This is a genomic window from Clostridium sp. CX1 (genome assembly GCF_025398335.1).
Lineage (GTDB): Bacteria > Bacillota > Clostridia > Clostridiales > Clostridiaceae > Clostridium_AM > Clostridium_AM tanneri.
On sequence record NZ_JAODOO010000002.1, the window covers coordinates 1 to 23,113 of the forward strand.

Below are 23,113 nucleotides of genomic sequence, written 5' to 3' on the forward strand. Positions count from 1 at the left end.
TCCAGTTTGGGGAAGGTTCTTAAATGCGGATGAGCTTGGAGGAAAGACTGGTGAGTTAATATCACATAATTTATTTGCATATTGTATGAATAATCCTGTAAATCTAGATGATCCAAGTGGCTTTTGGCCTTATTGGAGAAAAGTATATGAAAAAGCAACAAATGTAGTAAATAAAGCGTTAGGAGTAGTCTCCCAAGCAATTAAATCTTTTAATAAAATATTGACGCCTCCTAATAATGCAACAAAACTAGTACTAATAGCAGGAATGGTTAAGGTTGCTGAAGCTAATCATACTGTTTATACTTTAAGAGATCCTATAACGTTTGATGTTAAATATGTTGGTAGGACTAAGAATCCTAAGGTAAGAAAGTTAAATCATAGGTTAACTCCTGGAAAAGAAAATCTTGTATTTACTCCAGAAAAATCAAAGTTAAACTATCCACAAGCTAGAGGATTAGAACAAATACTATTTAATAAGTATGGTGGGATTGATAAGCTTTTAAACAAGATAAGACCTATTAAGTTAAAAAACCCAAATTACTCACAATATATCAAAGAGGCTATAAAAATATTTAAACAAGGAGAGAATTAAATTTATGAAGAAAAAAGGAAAATACTCAGTTGGAGATATTTTTCAGTTAAGAGTAGATGAAAAAGGAAACAAAGGATATGGCAGAATATTAAAAATAGATAGACCATCTATTTTTATAGAACTATATAAGTTAGTGCCAACGATGAAAGAAGTAGCTCTTGAAGAAATAAGGCAATTAGAACCCATTTTAATGATTTGGAGTACTGATACAGGTATTAAGAAGGGAGAGTGGAATATTATTGGAAATATTCCTGTCTTAGAAGAAGTTAAAATGCCTGACTTCTGGAAGTTTGATTTATTTGATGCTGAAAAAGTAATTATTATAAGAAACAATGAAGAGTTTATAGTTAAGAAAGATCAGATAGGAGAAGCCCAGCCATTTGGAATATTTGGATATGAAGCTGTTTCAATAAGATATTTACACGAATTAAGAATAAGAGAACTAACTTAATTTATAGTTGCTGGATATTAATTGTTAAATATATTTCATAAGAAATTTATAAGAGCTATCAATGTGTTATGTTATACATATTGATAGCTCTACTTATATAAGGTATTTAACTAATAGGAAGAATATCTATGATAGTACATTTTAATTAATATCGGTAAACTGCATTTCTTTTATTGTAGAAAGCTAATTCATTAATAAATTATATTATAAAGGAAAAATAACATATAATAATTACAGTTATACCTTGGAAGAGGGCAAAAGATTAAAATTGATAATAGTTAATGGATATAATATCAGTTTTAGATATAACGATTCAGGAATCAGAACGCAGAAAAATGCAAATGGAGTTACTAAAAAATATTATTTAAGAGGAGATAAAGTAACATTTGGAGGTGCGACATGTTGCAAGTGGAAATTACTTGATATGACAGGAGGTGAGTTTATAGAAAGTAAAATAACTGAGAGATTGATAAGAAACAGTTTATCAAGCACAGGAATAGATATATTAAGAATTACAGATGTTGGTAAGAATGCGAGTAGTTTGGGGTGATTGGAGTGAATACTATAAGAAAAGTATACATTATTAAAGAACTGGCTCAGGAATTTATAAATCCACCTATCTTTGAAAAGGAGGGAGAAGATACAGTTCTCAAATTTGATTATGAAAGTGATAATGGAAAATATGAAGTAACTGGAATTGTTTTTAATAATTGTATTAATTATAGGTATGGTAAAGAAGAGAATCTTACTAAAGAAGATGTTTTTGCTTATAATGCTATAGTAACTGTAGAAAATTCAGAATGGATAAAAGATGTCGTTGAGAATAAAATAAAAAACAAATACAATCATTATAAAATCTACTTTGATGGGTTTGGAGTATATGAGTTTATTTCACAAGGCTATTCTAAGTTAAAATAATCTATTCTTAAATAAGTATAAAGGAGACTAAACTTTGAACTATTTAGAACTAAGCAAAGAAGTTTCATATATTCTTAGGCATGAACCATGGAAGTATAAATTAGAACTAAATGCTGATGGATGGGTAAGCACATTAAAGCTAATAAATGCTTTAAAAGAAAATGATAAATGGTATAATATAACGGAAAGTGACTTGTATAAAATGATAGATTTATCAGATAAAAAGCGACATGAAATTGTTGATGGAAAAATTAGGGCACTGTATGGGCATTCAACACCAAATAAAGTTGAAAAAGTTCCTGTAGAACCGCCGGATATATTATATCATGGTACAGCACAAAGATTTATGTTATCAATAAAAAGATATGGTTTATTACCACAAGCTAGGCAGTATGTTCATTTGTCTACAAATAGAGATATTGCAATGCAGGTTGGTAGAAGGTATGATAATAATCCAGTGCTGCTACTCATTAATTCTAGAAAAGCATGGAAGAATGGGACTTCATTTTACTATGGAAGCGATACAATTTGGTTAGCTGATTCGATTCCTGATAAGTATATTATTGAAATATAGATATTAAAAACATTGTTACAACCTAGCATTATCACCTATTGGTGATAGCTGGGTTCTTTTTAAAGAAAGTAGTTTTTGATTAGTTTTTAGAAAGCAGAAAACTGTTTCCTGTTTTTTATCATTGAGTCTGACCTTATAGCCATCAACCTAGCAACAGCAAGGGTTGGTGTTTTTTTAAATTCCCAGTGTTGATATTTCCTAATAAATGTGTGAGATATAATTTATGTACCTAGTATTTAAAAATATATAGCTAATCCTATCTTTATATGGTATAATGTTTCGGTGTTTCGACATTGAAAATTAAGATTTTTACGATTATTACACAGTAAGCAAAAGAATATTTTAATATACTTTGTTTATCAGTGAAAAATATATAGATAACAATGGAGGATTTGTAAAATATGATAAGTACTAGTAATATAAGTTTAAGATACGGTGGACGTAAGTTATTTGAAGATGTTAACATAAAATTTACGCCAGGCAACTGCTATGGAGTAATAGGTGCTAATGGAGCAGGGAAGTCTACTTTTTTAAAAATACTTTCAGGAGAAGTAGAAGCTAACACTGGAGAGGTTATAATTACACCAGGTGAAAGATTAACGGTTTTAAAGCAAAACCACTTTGAATTTGATGAATATCCAGTACTAGAGACAGTAATAATGGGACATGAAAGACTATATTCCATTATGAAAGAAAAAGATGCATTATATGCTAAGCCAGACTTTACAGATGAGGATGGAATAAAGGCATCAGAGTTAGAAGGAGAATTTGCAGAGCTTAACGGTTGGGAAGCAGAGTCAGAAGCTGCTGCACTTTTAATGGGACTAGGAATATCTGTAGATCTTCATGATAAACTAATGAAGGATTTAGATGGAGCAGATAAGGTAAGAGTACTTCTTGCTCAAGCACTATTTGGAAAACCAGATATACTATTACTAGACGAGCCTACCAACCACTTAGATGTTAAATCTATTAATTGGCTTGAAAACTTCCTAATGGATTTTGAAAATACAGTAATAGTAGTATCTCACGACAGACACTTTTTAAATAAGATCTGTACTCATATGGTAGACGTTGACTTCGGTAAAGTACAGCTTTATGTAGGTAACTATGACTTCTGGTATGAATCAAGTCAATTAGCATTACAAATGGCTAAAGATCAAAATAAGAAGAAGGAAGAGAAGATAAAGGAATTAGAAGCCTTTGTTGCTAGATTTAGTGCTAACGCTTCTAAGTCAAAGCAGGCTACTTCCCGTAAAAAGCAGTTAGATAAGATAACCCTAGATGATATAAAACCATCTTCTCGTAAATATCCTTTCGTTGGATTTAGCCCAGAAAGAGAAGCTGGAAACGACTTACTTACAGTTGACGGCTTAACTAAGACTATTGATGGTGTAAAAGTTTTAGATAACGTAAGCTTTATAGTAAATAAAGGTGATAAAATTGCTTTTGCAGGGGCAAATGAATTAGCCAAAACTACTCTATTCCAAATACTTATGGGAGAATTAGAACCAGATAGTGGAAGCTATAAATGGGGAGTAACTACATCACAGGCATATTTCCCTAAGGATAACTCAGAGTTCTTCGAAGGCGTTGATTTAAGTTTAGTAGACTGGCTTCGTCAGTTCTCCGATGAAAAATCTGAAAGCTTTATAAGAGGCTTCCTTGGAAGAATGCTTTTCTCAGGAGAAGAAGCTCTTAAGAATGCTAATGTACTTTCAGGAGGAGAAAAGGTTCGTTGTATGCTTTCAAGAATGATGCTAAGCGGTGCCAATGTCTTAATATTTGATGAACCAACTAACCACCTTGACCTTGAATCAATAACATCAGTAAATAACGGATTAATTAATTTTAGTGGAACAATATTATTTACATCCCATGACCATCAGTTCGTGCAAACTGTTGCAAACAGAATAATAGAGATTACTCCAGGTGGTGTAATGGATAGACAGATGAGTTACGATGAATATCTTGAAAATGGAGAAATTCAAAAGAAGCTTGAAGAGATGTATAAATAGAACAAGCAGAGAAATGTAGTAACATGTATATTTCATTAATATAAAGAAATTTGGAAGAGTGCAAAAATGTATTGATTTTTGCACTCTTTTAAATTTCTCTCTTAAATATAATAGTATATAATTTAAGCATAGCTAGTTTATTAACTGTGAGATGATTATGATCAATACCTAGATTTAAGGAGAGTGAATTTATGAAATCATCGGTATTTACCCTAGAGTCTTTTGATGGGTATCCATTAACCATTAAGTTAAGCACTCCAAATAAAAGTCAAGTGGGAAAACTTATTATTTTTGTACAGGGTACTGGACCCAACACCTATGATAATCATAGAAAAATAGAGGAAGTAGAATTTAACTATTTTGATTTATTTGCAAAAGAATTTTGTAAAAGGGATATTGCTTTTTGTCGTTGGAGCACAAGAGGATGTTCTATATCGGAAAATAGTCCTATGTATGTTAATATTGACGATGAAAAATATAAGAGTTATCTTCCTTCTACATCTGTTAGTGATATTGAATTTGTTGTAAATTATTTAAAAAATCAAGAACAGTTTAAAAATACAAAAATAATTTTATTTGGATTTAGTGAAGGCTCGCAGATTGCACCATTGGTAGCGTTAAATGGTAAAGCAAATATTCATGCTTTGTTACTAGCAGGATATGCAAATGAAAATTTAAGGACAACTCTAGAATGGCAGTTATCAGGTGGAAGCTCAATGGTAAATATGTGTAAATGGTTTGACTATGAAAATAAGGGATATATAACAAAAGCTAATTTTGAAGAAGATAGATATCAGCTTCGTCAAACATACTTAGAAGATATCACTTTTGAAGATTATGATTTAGACTATAATGGAATTATAGAACAAAAAGATTTTGAAATTATGCTAAGAGAATATAAAAATCAGGTCTTTAATGCAATAAATTCTGATGATGACGAATGGTTAAAAAATAACTATGAAGTTAGAATTACTTCTGCGTGGTGCAAAGAGCATTTTAAATTACCACCAGCAAAAGAGATTTTGGTAAAACTAAATATCCCTATTCATATTTTTCACGGAAAAGATGATGCAAGTATACCGGTGCAGGATGTTCTAGACATTGATAAAACATTTAAAAAGCTAAAAAAGAATAATTTACATGTCAATATTTTTGAAAACCATGACCATGATTTAAATTACTTATTATATCCAATGAAGGCTATTATTTCAGAAGGTTTGCAATCTATATTCCAAACTGCTGCTATTATTTGATTAATATATAAGTACTTCTAAATTAACGCATTATAGTCTTTTAATTAATAAAGTTTTTAATCTATAAAGTAATACTAATGAAGTTAAGACTTGAACCAGGTGGGGGTTCAACCCCATCTGATTCTTAGTCGTACGAATCCAGGGACATAGCCGCTCGCAACGTACTCTTGGAGAAAAGCAGCGAACCAAAATCTTTGATTTTGTGTAAGTCACTTTCACACCCTGCGAGGGAGTATTAGAGCGGGTAGTCATCGGATAAAGAAAAATAGCATATCATAGTAGTGAAATAAATTATGGAGGTATGCTATGATTGCTGTAGCTCAAATTCGTGGAGGTAGCTTAGCACCAAGTCTTGTTGGAGTGGTGTGTTTTAGAGATGTACCTGGTGGAGTAGATGTTTCTGTAGAAGTTAGGGGACTGCCTAAATACAAGCCTGCATCTGAAGGTAAGCCGCCTATTGGCCCTCATGGTTTTCATATACACGAGTCCGGTAACTGTACTATGGGAGAATCAAAAAATCCATTTGCTGCTGCAGGAGGACATTGGAATCCAACTAATCAGCCTCATGGAAATCATGCTGGGGACTTTCCAGTGCTTTTTTCAAACAATGGTTACGCTAGGATGGTGTTTTTCACCAATAAGTTTAAAGTTTCAGATGTGATAGGTAAGACAGTAATAATTCATGAAAGTCCAGATGATTATCGTTCACAGCCTGCAGGAGATTCCGGTAAGAGACTAGGCTGTGGGGTAATAAAAGCATATAACGCTTGTCCAGATCCGATGCCTAGAATGTATTGTTATTAGAAAATGGTTATGAAAGCCCTATTATCGTTAAATAGTTAAATGCATTATAATAAATTAAGCTAGAGTTTAGTTAATAAATGCTAAAACTCTAGCTTAATTTATTTATTCCTTTACACTGGAAGAATGTAGTTTCTTAGAAACATGTTTAAGGTTAAAAAACTTATTCTTGGTTTTTGAAATAATTACCGCAGTAAAAATTAATACACAGCCTAGAATCATCCTTAAGGTAACAAGCTCCTTCATTAGAATTACAGATAACAAGAAGCCAAACACAGATTCTAAAGATATTATTATTGAAGCATGGGTGTCAGAGGTATATTTTTGTGCTATGTTTTGTACTAAAAAAGCTATAGTTGTATTAAATATAACAAGATAACCTATAGATAGTACAGCATCAGTGGTAACAGATTTAATACTAGGTTCAAAGATTAATGCACTAATTAATGTAAGCGTACCGGCAATTAATAATTGAACCGTTGTTAGATGTATTGGATTAATATTTTTAACATAAATACCTATCAAAACGATTTGAAAGGCAAAAACAACAGCGAACATTAATGACAAGCTGTCGCCATAGCTGATAGACAAACCGCCTTGTAAGCTTAATAAGCCAATACCGATTAGAGTTAACAATCCAGCGAAAAAGGAATAAATATCAGGTTTCTTTTTAACTATAATCCAGGAGATAAAGGGAACAATTATTGTATAGGAAGCTAATAAAAATGCCTGTTTTCCGGCGGTAGTATATTTAAGTCCTATAGTTTGTAAAGTTTGTCCAATATACAAAGATAATCCCAAAATAATTCCAGATATAACACTTTTTCTATCTATTGTTTTCATCTTCTTAAAAAATATTATTCCTAAAAGTAATCCAGAGCATAAAAATCTAAAAGATAATAAGTAAAAGGGAGTCATTGTAAATAAGGCTATTTTACCAGCTATAAAGCCACCGCCCCAAATGATAGCAACTATTAAAAGGGCAATGTCTGCCATTAAAGCCTTATCCTTAGTTAAAGCTTGCATAATTATAAAGCCACCTTTCTTGTATAATATGTTGAATTAAATTCATTATAATAAACAACCTTGAACCTATTATAGCAATTTTCAAAATGATGTTCAATATAAAATACAAAAATCACTATAATAAACAAATTGATATGATATAATAAATGATAAGTTAAAGATTATATCATTAGGAGATATTGTATGGGAAAAATAAGTATTGGTAGAAAAATTATAGAATATAGAAGAAGCAAAGGATTAACTATAAGAGATTTCTCTGAGTTAACTGGATTAAGTGCTTCTCTTTTAAGTCAGTTAGAAAGAGATATGGCAAACCCTACCTTAAGTGTACTCCAGTCTATAGCTGATACACTTCAAATTCCTTTGTCTTCATTGTTTATGGAGGAAATTGACAACAAGTCCTTGATATTGAAAAAGGAAGATAGAAAACAAATATTTAATCCAGATGAAAAGCATGTTTTATACGATATTTTAACTCCTAGCCCATTAAAATCTAATGTAGAGTTATTGCTTATGAATTTAAAGGCTAATAGTGAAACCTATGGAGGATTTTCAGAACATGAAGGAGAGGAAATAGCCTTTGTTTTAGAAGGAGAAACCTATATAGTATTTGAAAACGAAGAATTTCTTCTATACGAAGGAGATACAGCAAGAATACTTCCAAATAGAAAGCATAAGTTTAAGAACTCTACAGATAAGGATGTAAAGGTATTGTTTATAAAGAGTAAGCCTATCTACTAGTTAACTGCAAATTTTAATAATAGCCGCTGTGAAACAGCTTTTACCGGATATTTCAAAAGCCAATACTTAACATACTAAGCATTGGCTTTAAAATGTAAAAAAACAATCTATATTAAACTGACTTTTGTGCCTCTATCTTTTCTGATAGTTCATTTAAATACTCCCATCTCTCATATAAGTTTTCTAACTTACTAGACAGCTCCTCTTTTTCAGCTAGGAGTTTTTGAAGCAGTTCAAAATCACTGCCTGCTGAGTTTATCTTATCATCTAACTTAGAAATTGAATCCTCTGTTTCGCTGATAACATTGTCAATTTCATCAAATTCTTTTTGCTCCTTATAGGAAAATTTTAAAGGCTTATCTTTCTTTTTTTCTTCCTTAGGAATAACTTTTTCCTTATTCTTTTTTTCTTCATCCTGTTGCTTTTTAACTACAGCTCCATACTTTTCGATATACTCAGAATAATTTCCTGTATGGTAAGTTATTTCACCGGAACCGTCTAACACAAGAAGTTTTTCTACAACTTTATCTAGGAAATACCTGTCATGGGATACGGTTAATACTGTCCCTTCAAAGCTTTCTAAATAGTCTTCTAATATAGTTAAGGTTTGAATATCTAAATCGTTAGTTGGCTCGTCAAGTATTAGCACATTTGGAGCTTCCATAAGTACTCTAAGAAGGTATAGCCTTCTCTTTTCTCCGCCGGAAAGTTTGGATATAGGTGTCCACTGCATTTCTGGAGAAAATAAAAATCTCTCCAGCATTTTAGCTGCGCTTATAACTTCACCATCGGAGGCTTTTAAGAATTCTCCCGCTTCTTTTATATATTGAATAACTCTAAGGCTTTCATCCATCTCCTTATTTTCCTGAGAAAAATATCCTATTTTAACTGTTTCCCCGATATCTACAGTTCCCTCATTAGGCTGAATTCTTCCTGTACATATATTAAGAAGAGTGGACTTTCCTACACCGTTAGGGCCTATTATTCCAACCCTATCATTTTTAGAAAATATATAGCTGAAATGATTAACTATCTTTTTATCAGGATAGCTCATGGTTACGTCCATTAGCTCTATTACTTTTTTTCCTAGTCTGGTACTGGCGGAGGACATCTGTACCTTATCTTCAACTACCTCTAGTTTGCTATTTGCAATTTCTTCGAATCTATCAATTCTTGCCTTTTGTTTAGTAGTTCTAGCCTTTGCACCTCTTTTAATCCATGCCAATTCTCTTCGATAAAGATTTTCACGTTTGCTTTCCATTGCTCTTTCTAATTCTTCACGCTCTGATTTCTTCTCTAAAAATACACTGTAATTTCCACTATAGCTGTAGAGGTTTCCGTTATGAAGCTCTATTATTCTATTTGTTACTCTATCTAAGAAGTACCTATCGTGGGTAATCATAAGTAGAGCACCTTTTCTGCTGTTTAAATATTGCTCAAGCCACAGCACTGTGTCGTTATCAATATGGTTAGTTGGCTCATCTAATATAAGCAAATTTGCAGGAGTTATTAAGGCCTGAGCTAGGGCTATTCTCTTTTTTTGACCACCAGAAAGAGTTCCTACTTTAGCTTCAAAGTCAAAAATGTTCAATTTGGTAAGGATAGTCTTAGCATCACTTTCAATTTGCCACCCATTTAAACCGTCCATCTTAGGCGTTAAATCTAGGAGCATCTTCTGCAGCCTAGAATCTTCTGGACTTCTTTCTAAGGCTTTTGTTATAGTTTCGTATTCTCTTAAAAGCTTCATTACCGGTGAGTCTCCCTTAAAAACCTGTTCCAGTACTGTAGCATCTTCATCAAAGACTGTTGATTGGGATAAAAAGTTTACCGTTAACTTATTGGCAGTAATTATATTGCCGTTGTCATAAGTTTCTACTCCTGCGATGATTTTAAGCAGTGTAGATTTACCGGTACCATTGATACCTATGACACCTATCTTATCTCCTTCACTTATGGAAAGTGAAATATTATCAAGGAGTATTTTTTCTCCATAACTTTTGCTTATATTTTCTAAAGATATTAAATTCATATAGTTCACTAATCCTTTCTTGTTTCTCCCTTTATAAATAATAAAACATATTATTAAGTATATTGGTTAATAGTTAAATTTTCAACTATTTAAGAATCCAATGCAATAAAGTAAAAATGGCAATCTTTTAATTTTAGATTTAGTAGGTAAGTAACATATAAAGAAGTTAAAAATTATAACCACAACTTAGCAATTTCGGTTATAATATAATAATAACAATGTTTATTCCGCTTTGGAGGTGAAGAATTATGAAGTTAGATACAGCACAAAAAAGGATAATTAGAAGTAAGGTTCTAGGCTATAATCTAGTAAGAGGGACAGCAGGTTCAGGGAAGACTACAGTTGCAGTAAATAGAAGTATTTTTTTAAAGGACAACTACTGTTTGTATGAAACAGATAAAATCTTAATGGTAGCGCAAAATGATAGTCATCTTCAGCAGATTAAAGAAACTCTCCATAAGACGGAAGAAAGTCAAACAGAGTTTATAACCTTATTTTCGAATCAGGTGGACAAGGTACATCTTGAAACAATAGATAATATTGTGTATAGTTATTTCTTGGAACATAGAAGGAAAAATAAATACAACTGTAAACTTATTATTAAGGAAGAACAGTATGAAATTACTAAACAATGCCTAAATGAAATTAAAAATTCATATAAGGGACTTAAAGTATTAAATGAAAGATACATAGAATTTATTATAGATGAAATAAATTGGATTAAAGATTGTAACTATATAAAGCTTGAAGAGTATCAAAAGGCAGATAGAGTAGGAAGAAAAGTGACAAAAGAACAAGGTCCCAAGAGACTTTTAAAGAACTCCAAGGCAAGAGAAGCTATCTTTAATATGATGCAACTATATAATAATCTATTGAAAGAAAAGAATTTAGTGGATCAGAGAGACATTACCCTGTTAGCTACTAAATATGCCGAAGATAGCAAGAAAAAGTATAGTCATATAATAGCAGATGATTCACAAGACCTAACAAAAATTCAATTAGAATTTTTAGATCTTTTATGCAGCAAAAAGGCATATTCTAATATAATGTTAATTGTAAACAGAGAAAAGCATTTAAATCAAAACGGTTGGATAACAAAAGGCCGGAAATTTGCAAGTTTAAACTTAGATGAAAATATAAAAAAATATTCTCTAAACAAGAAATATGGACCTAGTGGCCAATTAGAGAATGATTTTAAGTCCATAGAAACTTCACAAGAACAATTGGATATACTAAATAGTTGTGGTGATAGTAAAAATAATATTAATAATCCGGCAAAGCTTAATGAAAAATACGGAGAAAAAGGAATAATAGAAATGAGTAATAATACCTCACCTTTTATAGAAAAATTTCAATATTGCGATCTAAGACACAGTAGAAAATATAGTTTTACAAGGGATTTAAATAATATTTCAGAGCTTTTAGTTAAAAGTGGGGATAGTGAAGACGTATATAGCATTGAGGAATTAAAGCAATTAGCTGTATACAGTGATATAGCAGCAGGGGAGCCAATATTAATGAATTCAGACATAGAAGGTGATTTCTATATACCACAGCATTGGTTAAAGGGCGTTAAAGATTGCTTCTTACTAAAGGTTAAAGGGGATAGTATGATAGGGGCTGACATAGATGATGGTGATTATGTGGTAATCAGAAAACAATATGCAGCACAAAATAATGATATAGTGGCGGTAGATTTAGATGGAAATGCTACGCTAAAAAGGTTACAAATAGGTAAAGGAAGAATAGTTCTTATGCCTGAAAATGAGAAATATTATCCTATAGAAATTACTGACAATGAAATAAATGTTATTGGAGTGGCTGTAGGAGTTGTAAAACAGAAGATTTAATTTTTATGCTATGGAGTTGTTAAACATGTCTCAAAAAACTATTTTAAAAGAAAGTACAGATACTAAGGCAAAAAAACCTAAAATGTTTAAGGTGCTTATTCATAATGATGATTATACAACTATGGATTTTGTAGTTGAAGTATTGGTAAAGGTATTTAAAAAGGCTGTAGTTGATGCTACAAAAATAATGTATGATGTGCATAAAAAAGGAATAGGAGTAGCAGGGATATACTCCTATGATATAGCTGCTACAAAAATGATACAGGCATCTGCTATGGCGGAAAGCAGCGGGTTCCCACTAAAATTTAGCATGGAAGAGGAATAGATATGAGATTAGATAGGATAGTAAATGAGGTCATTACCGCAGCTTATAATGAAGCAAAGTATTCAAAACATGAATATTTTACTCCAGAACACATATTGTATGCTTCCTTATTTTTTAGTGAGGGAAGAGATATTATAGAAAATTGTGGTGGTGACATAGAGGAAATAAAAAAAGATTTAACAAGATATTTTCATGAAAATATAAATCTAATATCAGAAGGGGAGCCTTTAGAGACTATAGGCATACAGAATATTATAACCACTGCAGGCTCTCATGTGCTGGCAGCAGAAAAAAATATAATAAAGCTTGGAGACATCTTTATATCTATTTATGATGAAGAAGAAAGCTTTGCCAGCTATTTCTTAAAAAAACAGGGAATAAAAAGAATAGATATTCTTAACTATATTACCCATGGACTTTCAGAAATTAATTCAATATATTCTGAGGATGAACAGGAATTAGAAGATGATTATATGGATGAAGTTGAAAGTGAAAAGAAGGGTGAGTTACTACTAAAGGATTTTACCGTGGAGCTTACGGAAAAAGCTGAAAATGATGAAATTGACCCACTGATTGGAAGAGAAGATATAATAAATAGAACCATACAGGTGTTATCTAGAAGGTTAAAAAATAATCCAATACATGTTGGTGAACCAGGGGTAGGTAAGACTGCCATTACAGAAGGTTTAGCAACACTAATTGTACAAAACAAGGTGCCTAAATCTCTTCAAAAAAGTAAGATTTATTCACTAGATATGGGTTCACTGCTTGCAGGAACCAAATATAGAGGAGATTTTGAGGAGAGAATTAAGAAGGTATTAAAGAAAATTGAAAAAGAAGATAAAGCCATTGTTTATATAGATGAAATCCATACTATAATCGGAGCAGGTTCTGTATCTGGTGGTGCAATGGATGCCTCTAATATACTTAAGCCTTTTTTAACAAAGGGAAAAATTAGGTTTATTGGTTCAACAACCTATGATGAGTACAAAAAAATATTTGAAAAGGATAAAGCTTTATCTAGAAGATTTCAAAAAATTGAGGTTACAGAGCCAAACAATGAAGAGGCATACAACATTCTAATGGGCCTAAAGGAAAACTATGAAAAGTTTCATAAAGTAAGCTATACAGAGGAAGCTTTAAAGGCTGCAGTGGAGCTTTCAGCAAAGTATATAAATGATAGATACCTGCCAGATAAGGCCATAGACGTAATAGATGAAGCGGGGGCTAATGCTAGAATAAATGGAAAAGATGATGAGGTTATAGTTATTAGAAGCGGTGATATAGAAAAGGTAGTATCTTCTATGGCAAGAATACCAGAGCAGAGCGTATCTGTAAATGAGATAGAGATACTAAGAAGCTTAGAAAAGAACCTAAAGGAAAAAATATTCGGTCAAGATGAGGCCATAGATACATTAGTTAGAGCTATAAAAAAATCTAGGGCAGGTTTTAATGATGAGAACAAAACTGTAGCTAATCTTCTATTTGTAGGACCTACAGGAGTGGGAAAAACAGAGATATGTAAGCAGCTTGCAAATGCTCTTAATATTCCATTGATTAGATTCGATATGAGTGAATATCAGGAAAAACACAGTGTGGCAAGACTTATTGGAGCTCCCCCAGGATATGTAGGCTATGAAGAAGGCGGTCTTTTAACGGACAATGTTAGAAAAAACCCTTACTGCGTCTTATTGCTTGATGAAATTGAGAAGGTTCATCCAGATGTTTTAAACATACTACTACAGCTAATGGATTATGCCACTCTTACTGATAGTACAGGAAAGAAAACGGATTTTAGAAATGTAATACTGATAATGACTTCCAATGCAGGAGCAAGGTCTCTGGGAAAAACCTTAATGGGTTTTGGAGAGAGAATAACTAAAGAAGAATCTATAACTAAGGAAATAGAAAGAGTTTTTTCTCCTGAGTTTAGAAATAGACTGGATGATACTGTTATATTTAATAGAATGAATGAAGAAATGGCCCTTCTTGTAGCTAAGAAGGCTATATCAGAATTTGAAGAAAAACTATTATCTAAGGGCATAAAGGCAACAGTTACAGAGAGATGCTATAAGTGGCTATCTACGAAGGGAACGTCATTAGAATATGGTGCAAGAGAAATAATAAGAATAGTTCAGCACCAAATTAAACCTTATTTTGTTGATCAAATTCTATTTGGAGAGGAAAGGGGCACTAATTCCTACGTAATAGATGTAGAGGACAATAAGGTTATAATAAGGGCAGAATAATAAAGCTAACAATTTTTAGGGGCTTTAAAGGGGTTGAAGTAATGAATAAAGTCACTATAGAAGATTTAAATCAAATAGAAATTTTTAAAGATATAGATACTTCAACTTTGGAAATGATGGTATCTAAGGCTATAAAGCTAAAGATTAATAAGGGAGAAATGTTATTTTACGAAAGACAAGAGGTTGAGAATATATATCTAATTTTAAAGGGAAAAATGACTATGTTTAGAAGCTCAGAAGAAGGTCAAAAAAGAGTTATTTATATTTTAAGTGATGGGCAGTTTATCAATGAAGTTATCTTTGACGAACTGCCTGCCTCTATAAATTGTGAGGCCTTTGAAGAAACTTTTGTTTTAAGCTTTTTCAGAAAAGATTTGCTGGAGATAATGTCTAAGGACTTTAAGCTTACTAGGGTTATAATAAATTCTATGGCAAAAAAAATTAGAAGGCTTTACAGACAGCTTAAAAATAGTGTGCCAATAAAAATAGATAAAAAACTTGCAGCTAAGCTGTGGAAGCTCTCTAAGGATTATGGAATAGATACTGAAAATGGTGTATTAATCAATTTAAATATTAGTATTACCTACCTGGCGGATATGCTGGGGAGTACAAGAGAAACTATTTCAAGATGTATCCGTACCTTGGAAAAGAGTGGGATGATTAAAATGGAAGGTAAAAAAATACTAGTAAAAAATCCTGATGAGTTATCCATTTACTTTAGAGGAAGATAGTAATGTAAGAGTGCATTCACATATTTTTTATACTTTAATATAATGGAGTATAATGTGAATATTGAGGAGGAATTATACTATCATGAATCCTATAGTAAATTTTTATTTAATTTCTGAAGATGAGGAAGACTCCTTCGAGGAGCTAGCTGTAGGAATAAAGTCAGATAACTCTATGTATTTTACACTGCAAGTACAAGATACAGTTATACCTCCTAATGATGAAAGCACTCAGTATACTGTAGCTAAGATTGTTAAAAACTTTTACAGTGGTGAAATGGATGTATACCTTTCCAAAACTAAAAATCCAGATGAGTTACTTGAAGAAATAGGAAGCTTTGCCAATGAAACTCTAAAAACAATGTTTGGTTCTTTAAATATTAATATCCAAGATTTAGGAATTGGTGAAGAACCGAGGAACTCTCATAATAAAGATGACAAGTACGTAAAAGAGGCAATATACGAGGAGATACCTAGTGATAAGTTAAATTAATAATAAGAACTGCTGCGATAAAAAGTGGCAGTTTTTATTATTTTTCAAAAAAGTTTTTTAACCGTGATAAATATCACATTATTTTTTCTGGGAATATGTTATGTTAAATATGTAACAAAGATGATTTTGAAAGGGTGATCTATTTGTATAGTGAAGAGATTGGCAAGCTGAGTGGAGCTGCAGTAAACAAGGCAGCTTTACTTAAAAGAAGCAAAGGAAAGTACCTAGTGGCCTCAGCACTAGCAGGAATGTTCGTTGGTTTTGGTATTATACTTATATTTACTATTGGAGGGCTTCTAGGAGCTGTTAACTCACCGGCTACAAAAATTGTAATGGGACTTTCCTTTGGAGTTGCCCTAAGTTTAGTTTTGGCTGCAGGTTCAGAGTTATTTACAGGAAATAACATGATCATGATTGTAGGAGTTTTAGAAAAAAAGGTTAAGAGCAGTGATCTTTGGAATATATGGATTTTTAGTTGGATTGGAAATTTAGTAGGTTCTATAGTATTAGCAGCAATGTTTGTGGCATCGGGGCTTTCGCAAGGTACTACAGCAGAATTTATTCTTAAAACTTCTGCTGCAAAAATGGGAGCACCTTTCATGCAATTATTCTTTAGAGGTATCCTATGTAATATACTAGTTTGCCTAGCAGTGTGGTGCTTTTTTAAACTGAAGGACGAAGCAGCAAAGCTTATAATGGTTTTCTGGTGTTTATTCGCCTTTATAACTTCAGGCTTTGAACACAGTATAGCTAATATGACACTACTTTCTATAGCTTTAATGATTCCACATAAAGCAGTGGTATCATTAGGAGGATTTGCTCATAATATTATAGCAGTAACTCTTGGAAATATTATTGGTGGAATGTTATTTGTAGGAATTGCTTATTGGTATGTTTCTAAGAAAGAAACAGAAGAAATAAATAATAAGATTGCATAGGGAGGTTTAAAATGGGATTTGTAATGAAAAATGAAAAGTTCAATAGTTTTTTAAACTCAATAGCACAAGAGTATAAGATATATGCTCCTGTACTTTTAAAGGGAAAGGGTGTTTTCTCAGATACAGATTCAGTTAGATATGGTCAAATAAAGACTGTAGAAGAAATAGTTTTTGATAAAAAGTCAAATTTTTCCCCTAAGGAAGTTATACTTCCAATAACTCAGACGTTATTTTATTTTACTGAAGACAGCGTAGCAGAACCTAAAGTAGATGATAAAAAAATTCTAATATTTTTAAGAAGCTGTGATATTCATGCAGTTAAAAGATTAGATCAAATATATTTAAAGAATGGTTTTGAAGACCCTTATTACAAGAAATTAAGAGAAAAAGTTAAATTCGTTCTTATGGAATGTGAAAATAGCTTTGAAAATTGTTTCTGTGTAAGTATGGGAAGTAACAAGACAGAGGAATATGATTTGTTTGTAAGAGTAAAAGATGGACAGGTTTCTGTAGAATGTAAAAATGATGAATTTAAAGCATACTTTGAAGCAGAAGAAACAGCTGAAGTAATTCCAAGTTTTGTAGAAGAAAATGAAGTAGAAGTGAATATACCAGAAGGTTTAGATGGAAAGATATTTAAATGGGAAGGTTGGAGGGAATACTCAGAAAGATGTATCGCCTGTGGAAGATGTAATACTGTCTGTGGAACCTGCAGCTGCTTTACAATGCAGGATATTTTCTACAAAGATAACGGCAAAGTAGGTGAAAGAAGAAGAGTTTGGGCTTCTTGTCAAGTAGATGGCTATACAGATATGGCTGGTGGTCACAGCTTTAGAAAAGAAAAAGGCGATAGAATGAGATTTAAGGTTATGCACAAGGTTTATGATTTTAATAAAAGATTTGGTTATCATATGTGTGTAGGCTGCGGAAGATGTGATGATGCATGTCCTCAATATATATCATTCTCAAATTGTGTGAATAAATTAAATCAAGCAGTGAAAGAGGTGGAGTAAATGGAAAACATATATTTACCATTCCCAAGCAAAATACTTAGCATAACGACCCATACAGATACAGAGTACACTTTTAAAATGGAGTTTAAGGGTGATGTGAAACCGGGGCAGTTCTTTGAGGTTTCAGTACCAAAGTACGGAGAAGCTCCAATTTCTGTTAGTGGTATAGGAGAAGGTTGGGTAGATTTAACTATTAGAAGAGTTGGTGTGGTTACTGATGTAATTCATACTTTCTTTCCAGGAGATACACTTTTCATGAGAGGACCTTATGGAAACGGTTTTGATATAGATATATATAGAGGAAAGGAAATTATAGTAGCTGCCGGTGGAACAGGACTTTCACCAGTAAAGGGTATAGTAGATTACTTTGCAGCTCATAGAGATCAATGTAAAAACTTTAATGTTTTAATGGGATTTAAATCTCCAAATGATATCTTATTTAAAGAAGATATCAAAAAATGGGGTGAGACTATTAATGTAACTTTAACTGTAGATAAGGCAGAAGAAGGATACGCAGGAAATACTGGATTGATTACTAATTATGTTAAAGAATTAAATATTGAAGATGTCCAAAATGCACAGGTTGTGGTAGTTGGGCCACCAATAATGATGAAGTTTACTGTAGCTGAGTTTATAAATAAAGGAATAAAAGAAGAAAATATCTGGGTTTCTTATGAAAGAAAGATGTGCTGTGGTGTTGGTAAATGTGGACACTGTAAGATGGATGACACTTATATATGTCTAGAAGGACCAGTATTTAATTATACTAAAGCTAAGAATTTAGTAGATTAAAAAGGGGGATTGGATTATGACTATGGATATAAATACAAAAAAACTTAAAAAGAATGCCTTCAGGGTAACAAAGGAAAGAGGAAAAACTGCCATAAGAGTAAGAGTTCCTGGTGGGCACATGGAAGCTAAGCACTTTGCTCTTCTGCAAAAAGTTGCAGAAGAGTATGGCAACGGAACAGTGCATATAACTATAAGACAGGGTTTTGAAATACCTGGAATAGATATGAATGATATGCAGGCGGTAAATGAAATGATTCAGCCTGTAATAGAAGGTTTGGAAATAAATCAAGTAGATCCAAATAAAGGATATGCTGCAGCAGGTACAAGAAACGTATCAGCATGTATTGGAAACAGAGTATGTCCTTTTGCAAACTATGATACTTCTGCTTTTGCAATGAAAATAGAAAAGGCTATATTTCCACATGACCGCCACGTTAAAATAGCCTTAACTGGATGTCCTAACGACTGTATTAAAGCGAGGATGCAGGACTTTGGAATACTTGGAATGACTGAACCTCAATACGATAAGGATAGATGTATAAGCTGTCAAGCCTGTGTTAAGAACTGTAAGAAAAGATCAACAGGTGCTTTAAGCTTTGAAAACTTTAAAGTAGTGAGAGATCATGAGAAATGCATAGGCTGTGGAGAGTGCGTTAACAAATGTCCTACTGGTGCATGGACAAGAAGCACTGAAAAGTATTATAAGTTAGTTATAATGGGCAGAACAGGAAAGAAAAATCCTAGACTTGCTCAAGACTTTATTAAATGGGTAGATGAAGAAAGTATTATTAAAATCATCTTAAATACTTATGATTATATAGAAGCATATATTGATAAGGAAGCTCCTGAAGGAAAAGAGCATATAGGATATATGGTAGATAGAAGTGGATACCAGGAGTTCAAAAAGTGGGCATTAAAAGATGTTAACTTAGGGCCTATGGCTGAAGTTAAGGAAACAATTAATTGGTAATTTATATAAAATGAAGCCGTAATAGCTTAATCATTTATTTTAAAAATCATAGTGTTATAAAGAAATAGTATATGAAATAAAAACGGGCATAGATATAGCCCGTTTTTATTTGTGTTAAATATTTGTTAACAAATTGATTGAATATTCAAAAGCATGGTTAATTTGAGTTATAATAGAAATATAAGAATTAATAATTCATAAATTAAATAAAAAAAATCATTTTTTATAAAAAAATGAAATTACCTATAAATTTTTAGAAAGTTTAGACGATAAATAACTAGAAATGCTTTCAAATTACGATAGTTTGCTTTCTATAAATCAACATGGGATAGTAATAGCTTGTAGTATCAGCTAACATAAACATAAGATATGTCCTAATCCCTGGCAATTTCGATTTATAATAAATGAATTTTTATAGTAATAAGATTATGCAGTTTATTTTGATTTAATATTTGGTGATGGAGGTAGTAGAAAAAATGAAAAACATGAGTATTTGTAGACTAGCAGAGGACCCAAGATTCAAGATTAAGGTAAGTATTGATAAAGAGATAAGTAAATTAAGCTACTTAAATGTGTTAACTGGAACAGAGTGTGAAAATCCAGATTCGGTAATACAAAGTACCCTTAAGAATAAAGAAATAAACGATAAATGGAGTTGTTTAATTGAATCAGTAAAGCAAGATAAAAGGTTATATTATAAAGTATTAGAAGGAATGCAAGTAATTGAATATTAAAATAAACTTCAGAGAAAGGCACTTTAGATAAAAATCTAAGGTGTTTTTTTATATGTGTGTTAATATTTATTCCAGAAAATTCATAAGTATTCTCATTATAAAGAATTGTTATTGAAGCTAGAAACAAAAATATATTGTAATAAATTCCCTGATAAATAAGGTACAAGGTCATAAATGACTATTGAAATATATACCAATAATATGCAGTTTATGGTATTATCAATATTAATGGAAAAAATGATTGGGGGAAATGCTATGAGTATAACTAATGATAATGTCAGCGAAGCAAACCTAATAAAAAATCTTTTACTAAAGGCACTGATGTTAATGATTTTCGCCTTTGTAATAGCTTTTTTAATACACAACACATGGGTAAAGTATTTAAGTATATATCATACAGTTCTAGAATTGACCTGTGTATTTATTGCTTTATCAATATTCTTTTCAATATGGTATAACTTTCAGCGAAATAAGTTAAGTGATTGCATAATAGGCTTTGGATTCTTAGTGGTTGCAGTTTTTGATGGATTTCATACCTTTTATCATTTTAAATTGAACCTTCTGAGTGATGGTTACTATGATTTATCAACTATACACTGGATACTAGGAAGGTTTACGGAGGCGTCCGTAATTTTTTTATCAGCTAAAAATTTTAAAAACAAACTAAGTAAGTGGATATATCTGTCTATTTCAATGGTAATAGCTTTTGGAACATCATATTTTATTGTAGAGTATCATGAGTATCTTCCTATATTATTAACAGAAAGTGGAGTAACAAAAACTAAAGTGTTTTTAGAGTATATAATAATTTGTCTCTATTCTTTTGGAATCTACAGATTTAAGGACAAGATAAAAAGTAACGGTAGGTTAACCTATAGTTATGTTCTAATAGCTCTTTTTATGATGATATCTTCAGAAATATGTTTTACCCTATATAGCAGTATAACATCATTTATATGGACTGCAGGACATCTTTTAAAAATAATTTCTTACTATTGTTTATTTAAGGGGATATTTGTCAGTACAGTTGTTTATCCCTATGAAAGACTGGAAGTAAAGCATAAGGAGTTAGAGAAAGCATATTACCAGTTAGAAGAAGCAAATAAAGAAATAAATGGTATTAGAGACACTTTAAGTGACATACTAGATTCTTTACCAGAAGGGGTTTTTCTATATGATAGTAACAGAAAAATAAAGTATTTAAATAGAAAATTTGAAGAACTCTTTCATTGTGATAGAAGTACTCTAAATAAGTTAACAACAGAAGAAGTTTCGAAACTCTTTCCAGGATTAGAACAGAATAAAAAACTTTTACCTGACAATGTATGTCTAGATTGTGGAAAAACTTTACATATAATTAGAACTTTTAAAGTTGGAAATGGTCAATATAAAAAACTTTCTATACATAGTAATAAGATTAGAGGTGGAGTATTAGGTTTAGTAAGAGATGCTAAGGAAGAACAGGAACTTAAAAATCTTCATTTGCAAACGGAAACTATATTAAATGCAGTGAATAATGGAGTATTAATGATTGATACCAATAAAAAAATTATTCTTACCAATAAAGCTATAGAAGATATTTTGGAAATGGATAAAGAAGACATTATTGGAATGGACATTAATGAATTAAACGAACTTGTACAATTTGATGCAAAGCAGCGTTCCGGTTTGTCTTTAGAGGATAGCTATTTCAAGGAAGTCTACGAAACATGTATAGTAACTAAAAATGGAAATAAAAAAGAATTAGAAATCCAAGTATCCTCTATTAGAAATGTTGAAGGAGAAATAATTGGAGGGATCAGTGTCTGCAAAGATATTACAAGCATAAAGAAAGAACAATTAAAAATACAGCAGCAGGAAAAGCTTGCACTGCTGGGACAGTTAGGTGCAGGGATAGTTCACGAAACTAGAAATTATCTTACAACAATTAAAGGCAGATGTCAGCTCATAGAGCTAGTTGCAAAGGAAAAAGAAATTAAAGACTACGCAAAGAAAATTGACATTGATGTAAGTGAAGTTAACAGAATAATAAGTGAATTCTTGTTTTTATCTAAGCCAAGAGAAACAGAATTACAAGAAGTTTCTATGTATGATATATTTCAGTCTATTAAAAATATTGTACAGAGTTCCTCTCTGGTAAAAGGTGTAGATGTGCAAATGAATTTATCTAAAGAGGAAAGGTATTTGCTATGTGATGAAGTGCAGGTAAAACAAGTTATACTAAATATTTGTAAGAATGCAGTAGATGCAATGGGAGATAAACTGAATCCCCAGCTGATTATAGAAACAGGGTACGATGAATTAAATAATGAAATGTTTATTAAGATAACAGATAATGGGAAAGGTATATCAGAAGAAGACTTAAGTAAGATTGGTACATTATTCTTTACAACAAAGAAGACTGGCACAGGTTTAGGTCTCAATGTATGCTTCCAGATTATTAACCAGCATAAAGGTAGGATAGAGGTGGAAAGTAAGCTAGGTGAAGGTACCTCCTTTACAATAATTTTACCATGTATAGATGATGACGAAATAGAGGAACAGTGTATTGTATAAGTTTTTTCATATTATAAGCGCTAAAAAAAATAGAAAATATTTTAAAAAATAGTAGACTTTTA

At 31.7% G+C, this 23,113-nt stretch carries 21 protein-coding genes and 1 pseudogene; 20 read left to right on the plus strand and 2 right to left on the minus strand.

All coding sequences use genetic code 11. From position 1 onward, the window contains the following. The 8 genes and pseudogenes from N4T77_RS01805 to N4T77_RS01840 form a co-directional block, all read left to right on the plus strand. Positions 1–592, plus strand: a pseudogene (locus tag N4T77_RS01805) (hypothetical protein); the annotation flags it as partial. 4 nt (positions 593–596) lie between these two features. Continuing rightward, a complete protein-coding gene (locus tag N4T77_RS01810; protein WP_261670016.1) occupies positions 597–1,043 on the plus strand; it encodes an immunity 26/phosphotriesterase HocA family protein in 447 nt (148 codons plus the stop codon). 244 nt (positions 1,044–1,287) lie between these two features. Next, on the plus strand, positions 1,288–1,593 hold the full coding sequence (locus tag N4T77_RS01815; protein WP_261670017.1) for a hypothetical protein: 306 nt from the start codon (positions 1,288–1,290) through the stop codon (positions 1,591–1,593). Between the two features lie 5 nt (positions 1,594–1,598). Continuing rightward, positions 1,599–1,961 carry a hypothetical protein gene (locus N4T77_RS01820; protein WP_261670018.1) on the plus strand — a complete coding sequence of 121 codons (363 nt, stop codon included), beginning with the start codon at positions 1,599–1,601 and terminating at the stop codon, positions 1,959–1,961. Positions 1,962–1,995: 34 nt separating this feature from the next. After that, positions 1,996–2,535: an RNA 2'-phosphotransferase gene (locus N4T77_RS01825; RefSeq protein WP_261670019.1), complete on the plus strand. Its 540-nt coding sequence runs from the start codon at positions 1,996–1,998 to the stop codon at positions 2,533–2,535. Positions 2,536–2,936: 401 nt separating this feature from the next. Further along, positions 2,937–4,553, plus strand: coding sequence for an ABC-F family ATP-binding cassette domain-containing protein (locus tag N4T77_RS01830; RefSeq protein WP_261670020.1), 1,617 nt, complete (start codon positions 2,937–2,939; stop codon positions 4,551–4,553). A 191-nt stretch (positions 4,554–4,744) separates the two neighbouring features. After that, complete coding sequence (locus N4T77_RS01835) at positions 4,745–5,806, plus strand: alpha/beta hydrolase (protein WP_261670021.1); 1,062 nt, start codon at positions 4,745–4,747, stop codon at positions 5,804–5,806. A gap of 306 nt (positions 5,807–6,112) precedes the next feature. Next, the gene (locus tag N4T77_RS01840; protein ID WP_261670022.1) at positions 6,113–6,610 is read left to right on the plus strand and encodes a superoxide dismutase family protein; all 498 of its coding nucleotides are present in this window, start codon (positions 6,113–6,115) and stop codon (positions 6,608–6,610) included. Positions 6,611–6,712: 102 nt separating this feature from the next. On the opposite strand, the gene N4T77_RS01845 is transcribed toward N4T77_RS01840, so the two are convergent. After that, positions 6,713–7,633, minus strand: a complete 921-nt coding sequence (locus tag N4T77_RS01845) for a DMT family transporter (protein WP_261670023.1) — start codon at positions 7,631–7,633, stop codon at positions 6,713–6,715. Between the two features lie 183 nt (positions 7,634–7,816). Between N4T77_RS01845 and N4T77_RS01850 the strand changes: the two genes are divergently transcribed. Further along, the gene (locus N4T77_RS01850; protein ID WP_261670024.1) at positions 7,817–8,374 is read left to right on the plus strand and encodes a helix-turn-helix domain-containing protein; all 558 of its coding nucleotides are present in this window, start codon (positions 7,817–7,819) and stop codon (positions 8,372–8,374) included. Between the two features lie 112 nt (positions 8,375–8,486). Here the strand turns inward: N4T77_RS01850 and N4T77_RS01855 are convergent, their stop codons facing one another. Then, a complete protein-coding gene (locus N4T77_RS01855) occupies positions 8,487–10,403 on the minus strand; it encodes an ABC-F family ATP-binding cassette domain-containing protein (protein WP_261670025.1) in 1,917 nt (638 codons plus the stop codon). A 248-nt stretch (positions 10,404–10,651) separates the two neighbouring features. Between N4T77_RS01855 and N4T77_RS01860 the strand changes: the two genes are divergently transcribed. From N4T77_RS01860 to N4T77_RS01910, 11 genes are all read left to right on the plus strand, one after another. After that, positions 10,652–12,253, plus strand: coding sequence for a S24 family peptidase (locus tag N4T77_RS01860; protein ID WP_261670026.1), 1,602 nt, complete (start codon positions 10,652–10,654; stop codon positions 12,251–12,253). Positions 12,254–12,278: 25 nt separating this feature from the next. Continuing rightward, positions 12,279–12,578, plus strand: coding sequence for an ATP-dependent Clp protease adaptor ClpS (locus N4T77_RS01865; protein WP_261670027.1), 300 nt, complete (start codon positions 12,279–12,281; stop codon positions 12,576–12,578). A gap of 2 nt (positions 12,579–12,580) precedes the next feature. Continuing rightward, positions 12,581–14,827 carry an ATP-dependent Clp protease ATP-binding subunit ClpA gene (gene clpA / locus N4T77_RS01870; protein WP_261670028.1) on the plus strand — a complete coding sequence of 749 codons (2,247 nt, stop codon included), beginning with the start codon at positions 12,581–12,583 and terminating at the stop codon, positions 14,825–14,827. A gap of 41 nt (positions 14,828–14,868) precedes the next feature. Beyond that, positions 14,869–15,558 (plus strand): Crp/Fnr family transcriptional regulator, encoded by a 690-nt coding sequence (locus N4T77_RS01875; protein WP_261670029.1) that lies wholly within the window; start codon positions 14,869–14,871, stop codon positions 15,556–15,558. 82 nt (positions 15,559–15,640) lie between these two features. Then, positions 15,641–16,048: a hypothetical protein gene (locus N4T77_RS01880; RefSeq protein ID WP_261670030.1), complete on the plus strand. Its 408-nt coding sequence runs from the start codon at positions 15,641–15,643 to the stop codon at positions 16,046–16,048. A gap of 143 nt (positions 16,049–16,191) precedes the next feature. After that, positions 16,192–16,986, plus strand: coding sequence for a formate/nitrite transporter family protein (locus N4T77_RS01885; RefSeq protein WP_261670031.1), 795 nt, complete (start codon positions 16,192–16,194; stop codon positions 16,984–16,986). Positions 16,987–16,997: 11 nt separating this feature from the next. After that, positions 16,998–17,999, plus strand: coding sequence for an anaerobic sulfite reductase subunit AsrA (gene asrA, locus N4T77_RS01890; RefSeq protein ID WP_261670032.1), 1,002 nt, complete (start codon positions 16,998–17,000; stop codon positions 17,997–17,999). Further along, complete coding sequence (gene asrB, locus N4T77_RS01895) at positions 18,000–18,791, plus strand: anaerobic sulfite reductase subunit AsrB (protein ID WP_261670033.1); 792 nt, start codon at positions 18,000–18,002, stop codon at positions 18,789–18,791. A 22-nt stretch (positions 18,792–18,813) separates the two neighbouring features. Continuing rightward, positions 18,814–19,761, plus strand: a complete 948-nt coding sequence (gene asrC / locus N4T77_RS01900; RefSeq protein ID WP_261670379.1) for a sulfite reductase subunit C — start codon at positions 18,814–18,816, stop codon at positions 19,759–19,761. 476 nt (positions 19,762–20,237) lie between these two features. Beyond that, on the plus strand, positions 20,238–20,495 hold the full coding sequence (locus N4T77_RS01905) for a hypothetical protein (RefSeq protein WP_261670034.1): 258 nt from the start codon (positions 20,238–20,240) through the stop codon (positions 20,493–20,495). Between the two features lie 255 nt (positions 20,496–20,750). Then, positions 20,751–23,051 carry an MASE3 domain-containing protein gene (locus N4T77_RS01910; RefSeq protein ID WP_261670035.1) on the plus strand — a complete coding sequence of 767 codons (2,301 nt, stop codon included), beginning with the start codon at positions 20,751–20,753 and terminating at the stop codon, positions 23,049–23,051. Positions 23,052–23,113: the final 62 nt, after the last annotated feature.

What these genes read in the sequence shown, in the direction of transcription:
- N4T77_RS01810 (WP_261670016.1), top strand. Translation starts at nt 597, where the DNA reads ATGAAGAAAAAAGGAAAATACTCAGTTGGAGATATTTTTCAGTTAAGA.
- N4T77_RS01830 (WP_261670020.1), top strand. Translation starts at nt 2,937, where the DNA reads ATGATAAGTACTAGTAATATAAGTTTAAGATACGGTGGACGTAAGTTA.
- N4T77_RS01835 (WP_261670021.1), top strand. Translation starts at nt 4,745, where the DNA reads ATGAAATCATCGGTATTTACCCTAGAGTCTTTTGATGGGTATCCATTA.
- N4T77_RS01840 (WP_261670022.1), top strand. Translation starts at nt 6,113, where the DNA reads ATGATTGCTGTAGCTCAAATTCGTGGAGGTAGCTTAGCACCAAGTCTT.
- N4T77_RS01845 (WP_261670023.1), bottom strand. Translation starts at nt 7,633, where the DNA reads ATGCAAGCTTTAACTAAGGATAAGGCTTTAATGGCAGACATTGCCCTT.
- N4T77_RS01850 (WP_261670024.1), top strand. Translation starts at nt 7,817, where the DNA reads ATGGGAAAAATAAGTATTGGTAGAAAAATTATAGAATATAGAAGAAGC.
- N4T77_RS01855 (WP_261670025.1), bottom strand. Translation starts at nt 10,403, where the DNA reads ATGAATTTAATATCTTTAGAAAATATAAGCAAAAGTTATGGAGAAAAA.
- N4T77_RS01860 (WP_261670026.1), top strand. Translation starts at nt 10,652, where the DNA reads ATGAAGTTAGATACAGCACAAAAAAGGATAATTAGAAGTAAGGTTCTA.
- N4T77_RS01865 (WP_261670027.1), top strand. Translation starts at nt 12,279, where the DNA reads ATGTCTCAAAAAACTATTTTAAAAGAAAGTACAGATACTAAGGCAAAA.
- clpA (WP_261670028.1), top strand. Translation starts at nt 12,581, where the DNA reads ATGAGATTAGATAGGATAGTAAATGAGGTCATTACCGCAGCTTATAAT.
- N4T77_RS01875 (WP_261670029.1), top strand. Translation starts at nt 14,869, where the DNA reads ATGAATAAAGTCACTATAGAAGATTTAAATCAAATAGAAATTTTTAAA.
- N4T77_RS01880 (WP_261670030.1), top strand. Translation starts at nt 15,641, where the DNA reads ATGAATCCTATAGTAAATTTTTATTTAATTTCTGAAGATGAGGAAGAC.
- asrA (WP_261670032.1), top strand. Translation starts at nt 16,998, where the DNA reads ATGGGATTTGTAATGAAAAATGAAAAGTTCAATAGTTTTTTAAACTCA.
- asrB (WP_261670033.1), top strand. Translation starts at nt 18,000, where the DNA reads ATGGAAAACATATATTTACCATTCCCAAGCAAAATACTTAGCATAACG.
- asrC (WP_261670379.1), top strand. Translation starts at nt 18,814, where the DNA reads ATGGATATAAATACAAAAAAACTTAAAAAGAATGCCTTCAGGGTAACA.
- N4T77_RS01905 (WP_261670034.1), top strand. Translation starts at nt 20,238, where the DNA reads ATGAAAAACATGAGTATTTGTAGACTAGCAGAGGACCCAAGATTCAAG.
- N4T77_RS01910 (WP_261670035.1), top strand. Translation starts at nt 20,751, where the DNA reads ATGAGTATAACTAATGATAATGTCAGCGAAGCAAACCTAATAAAAAAT.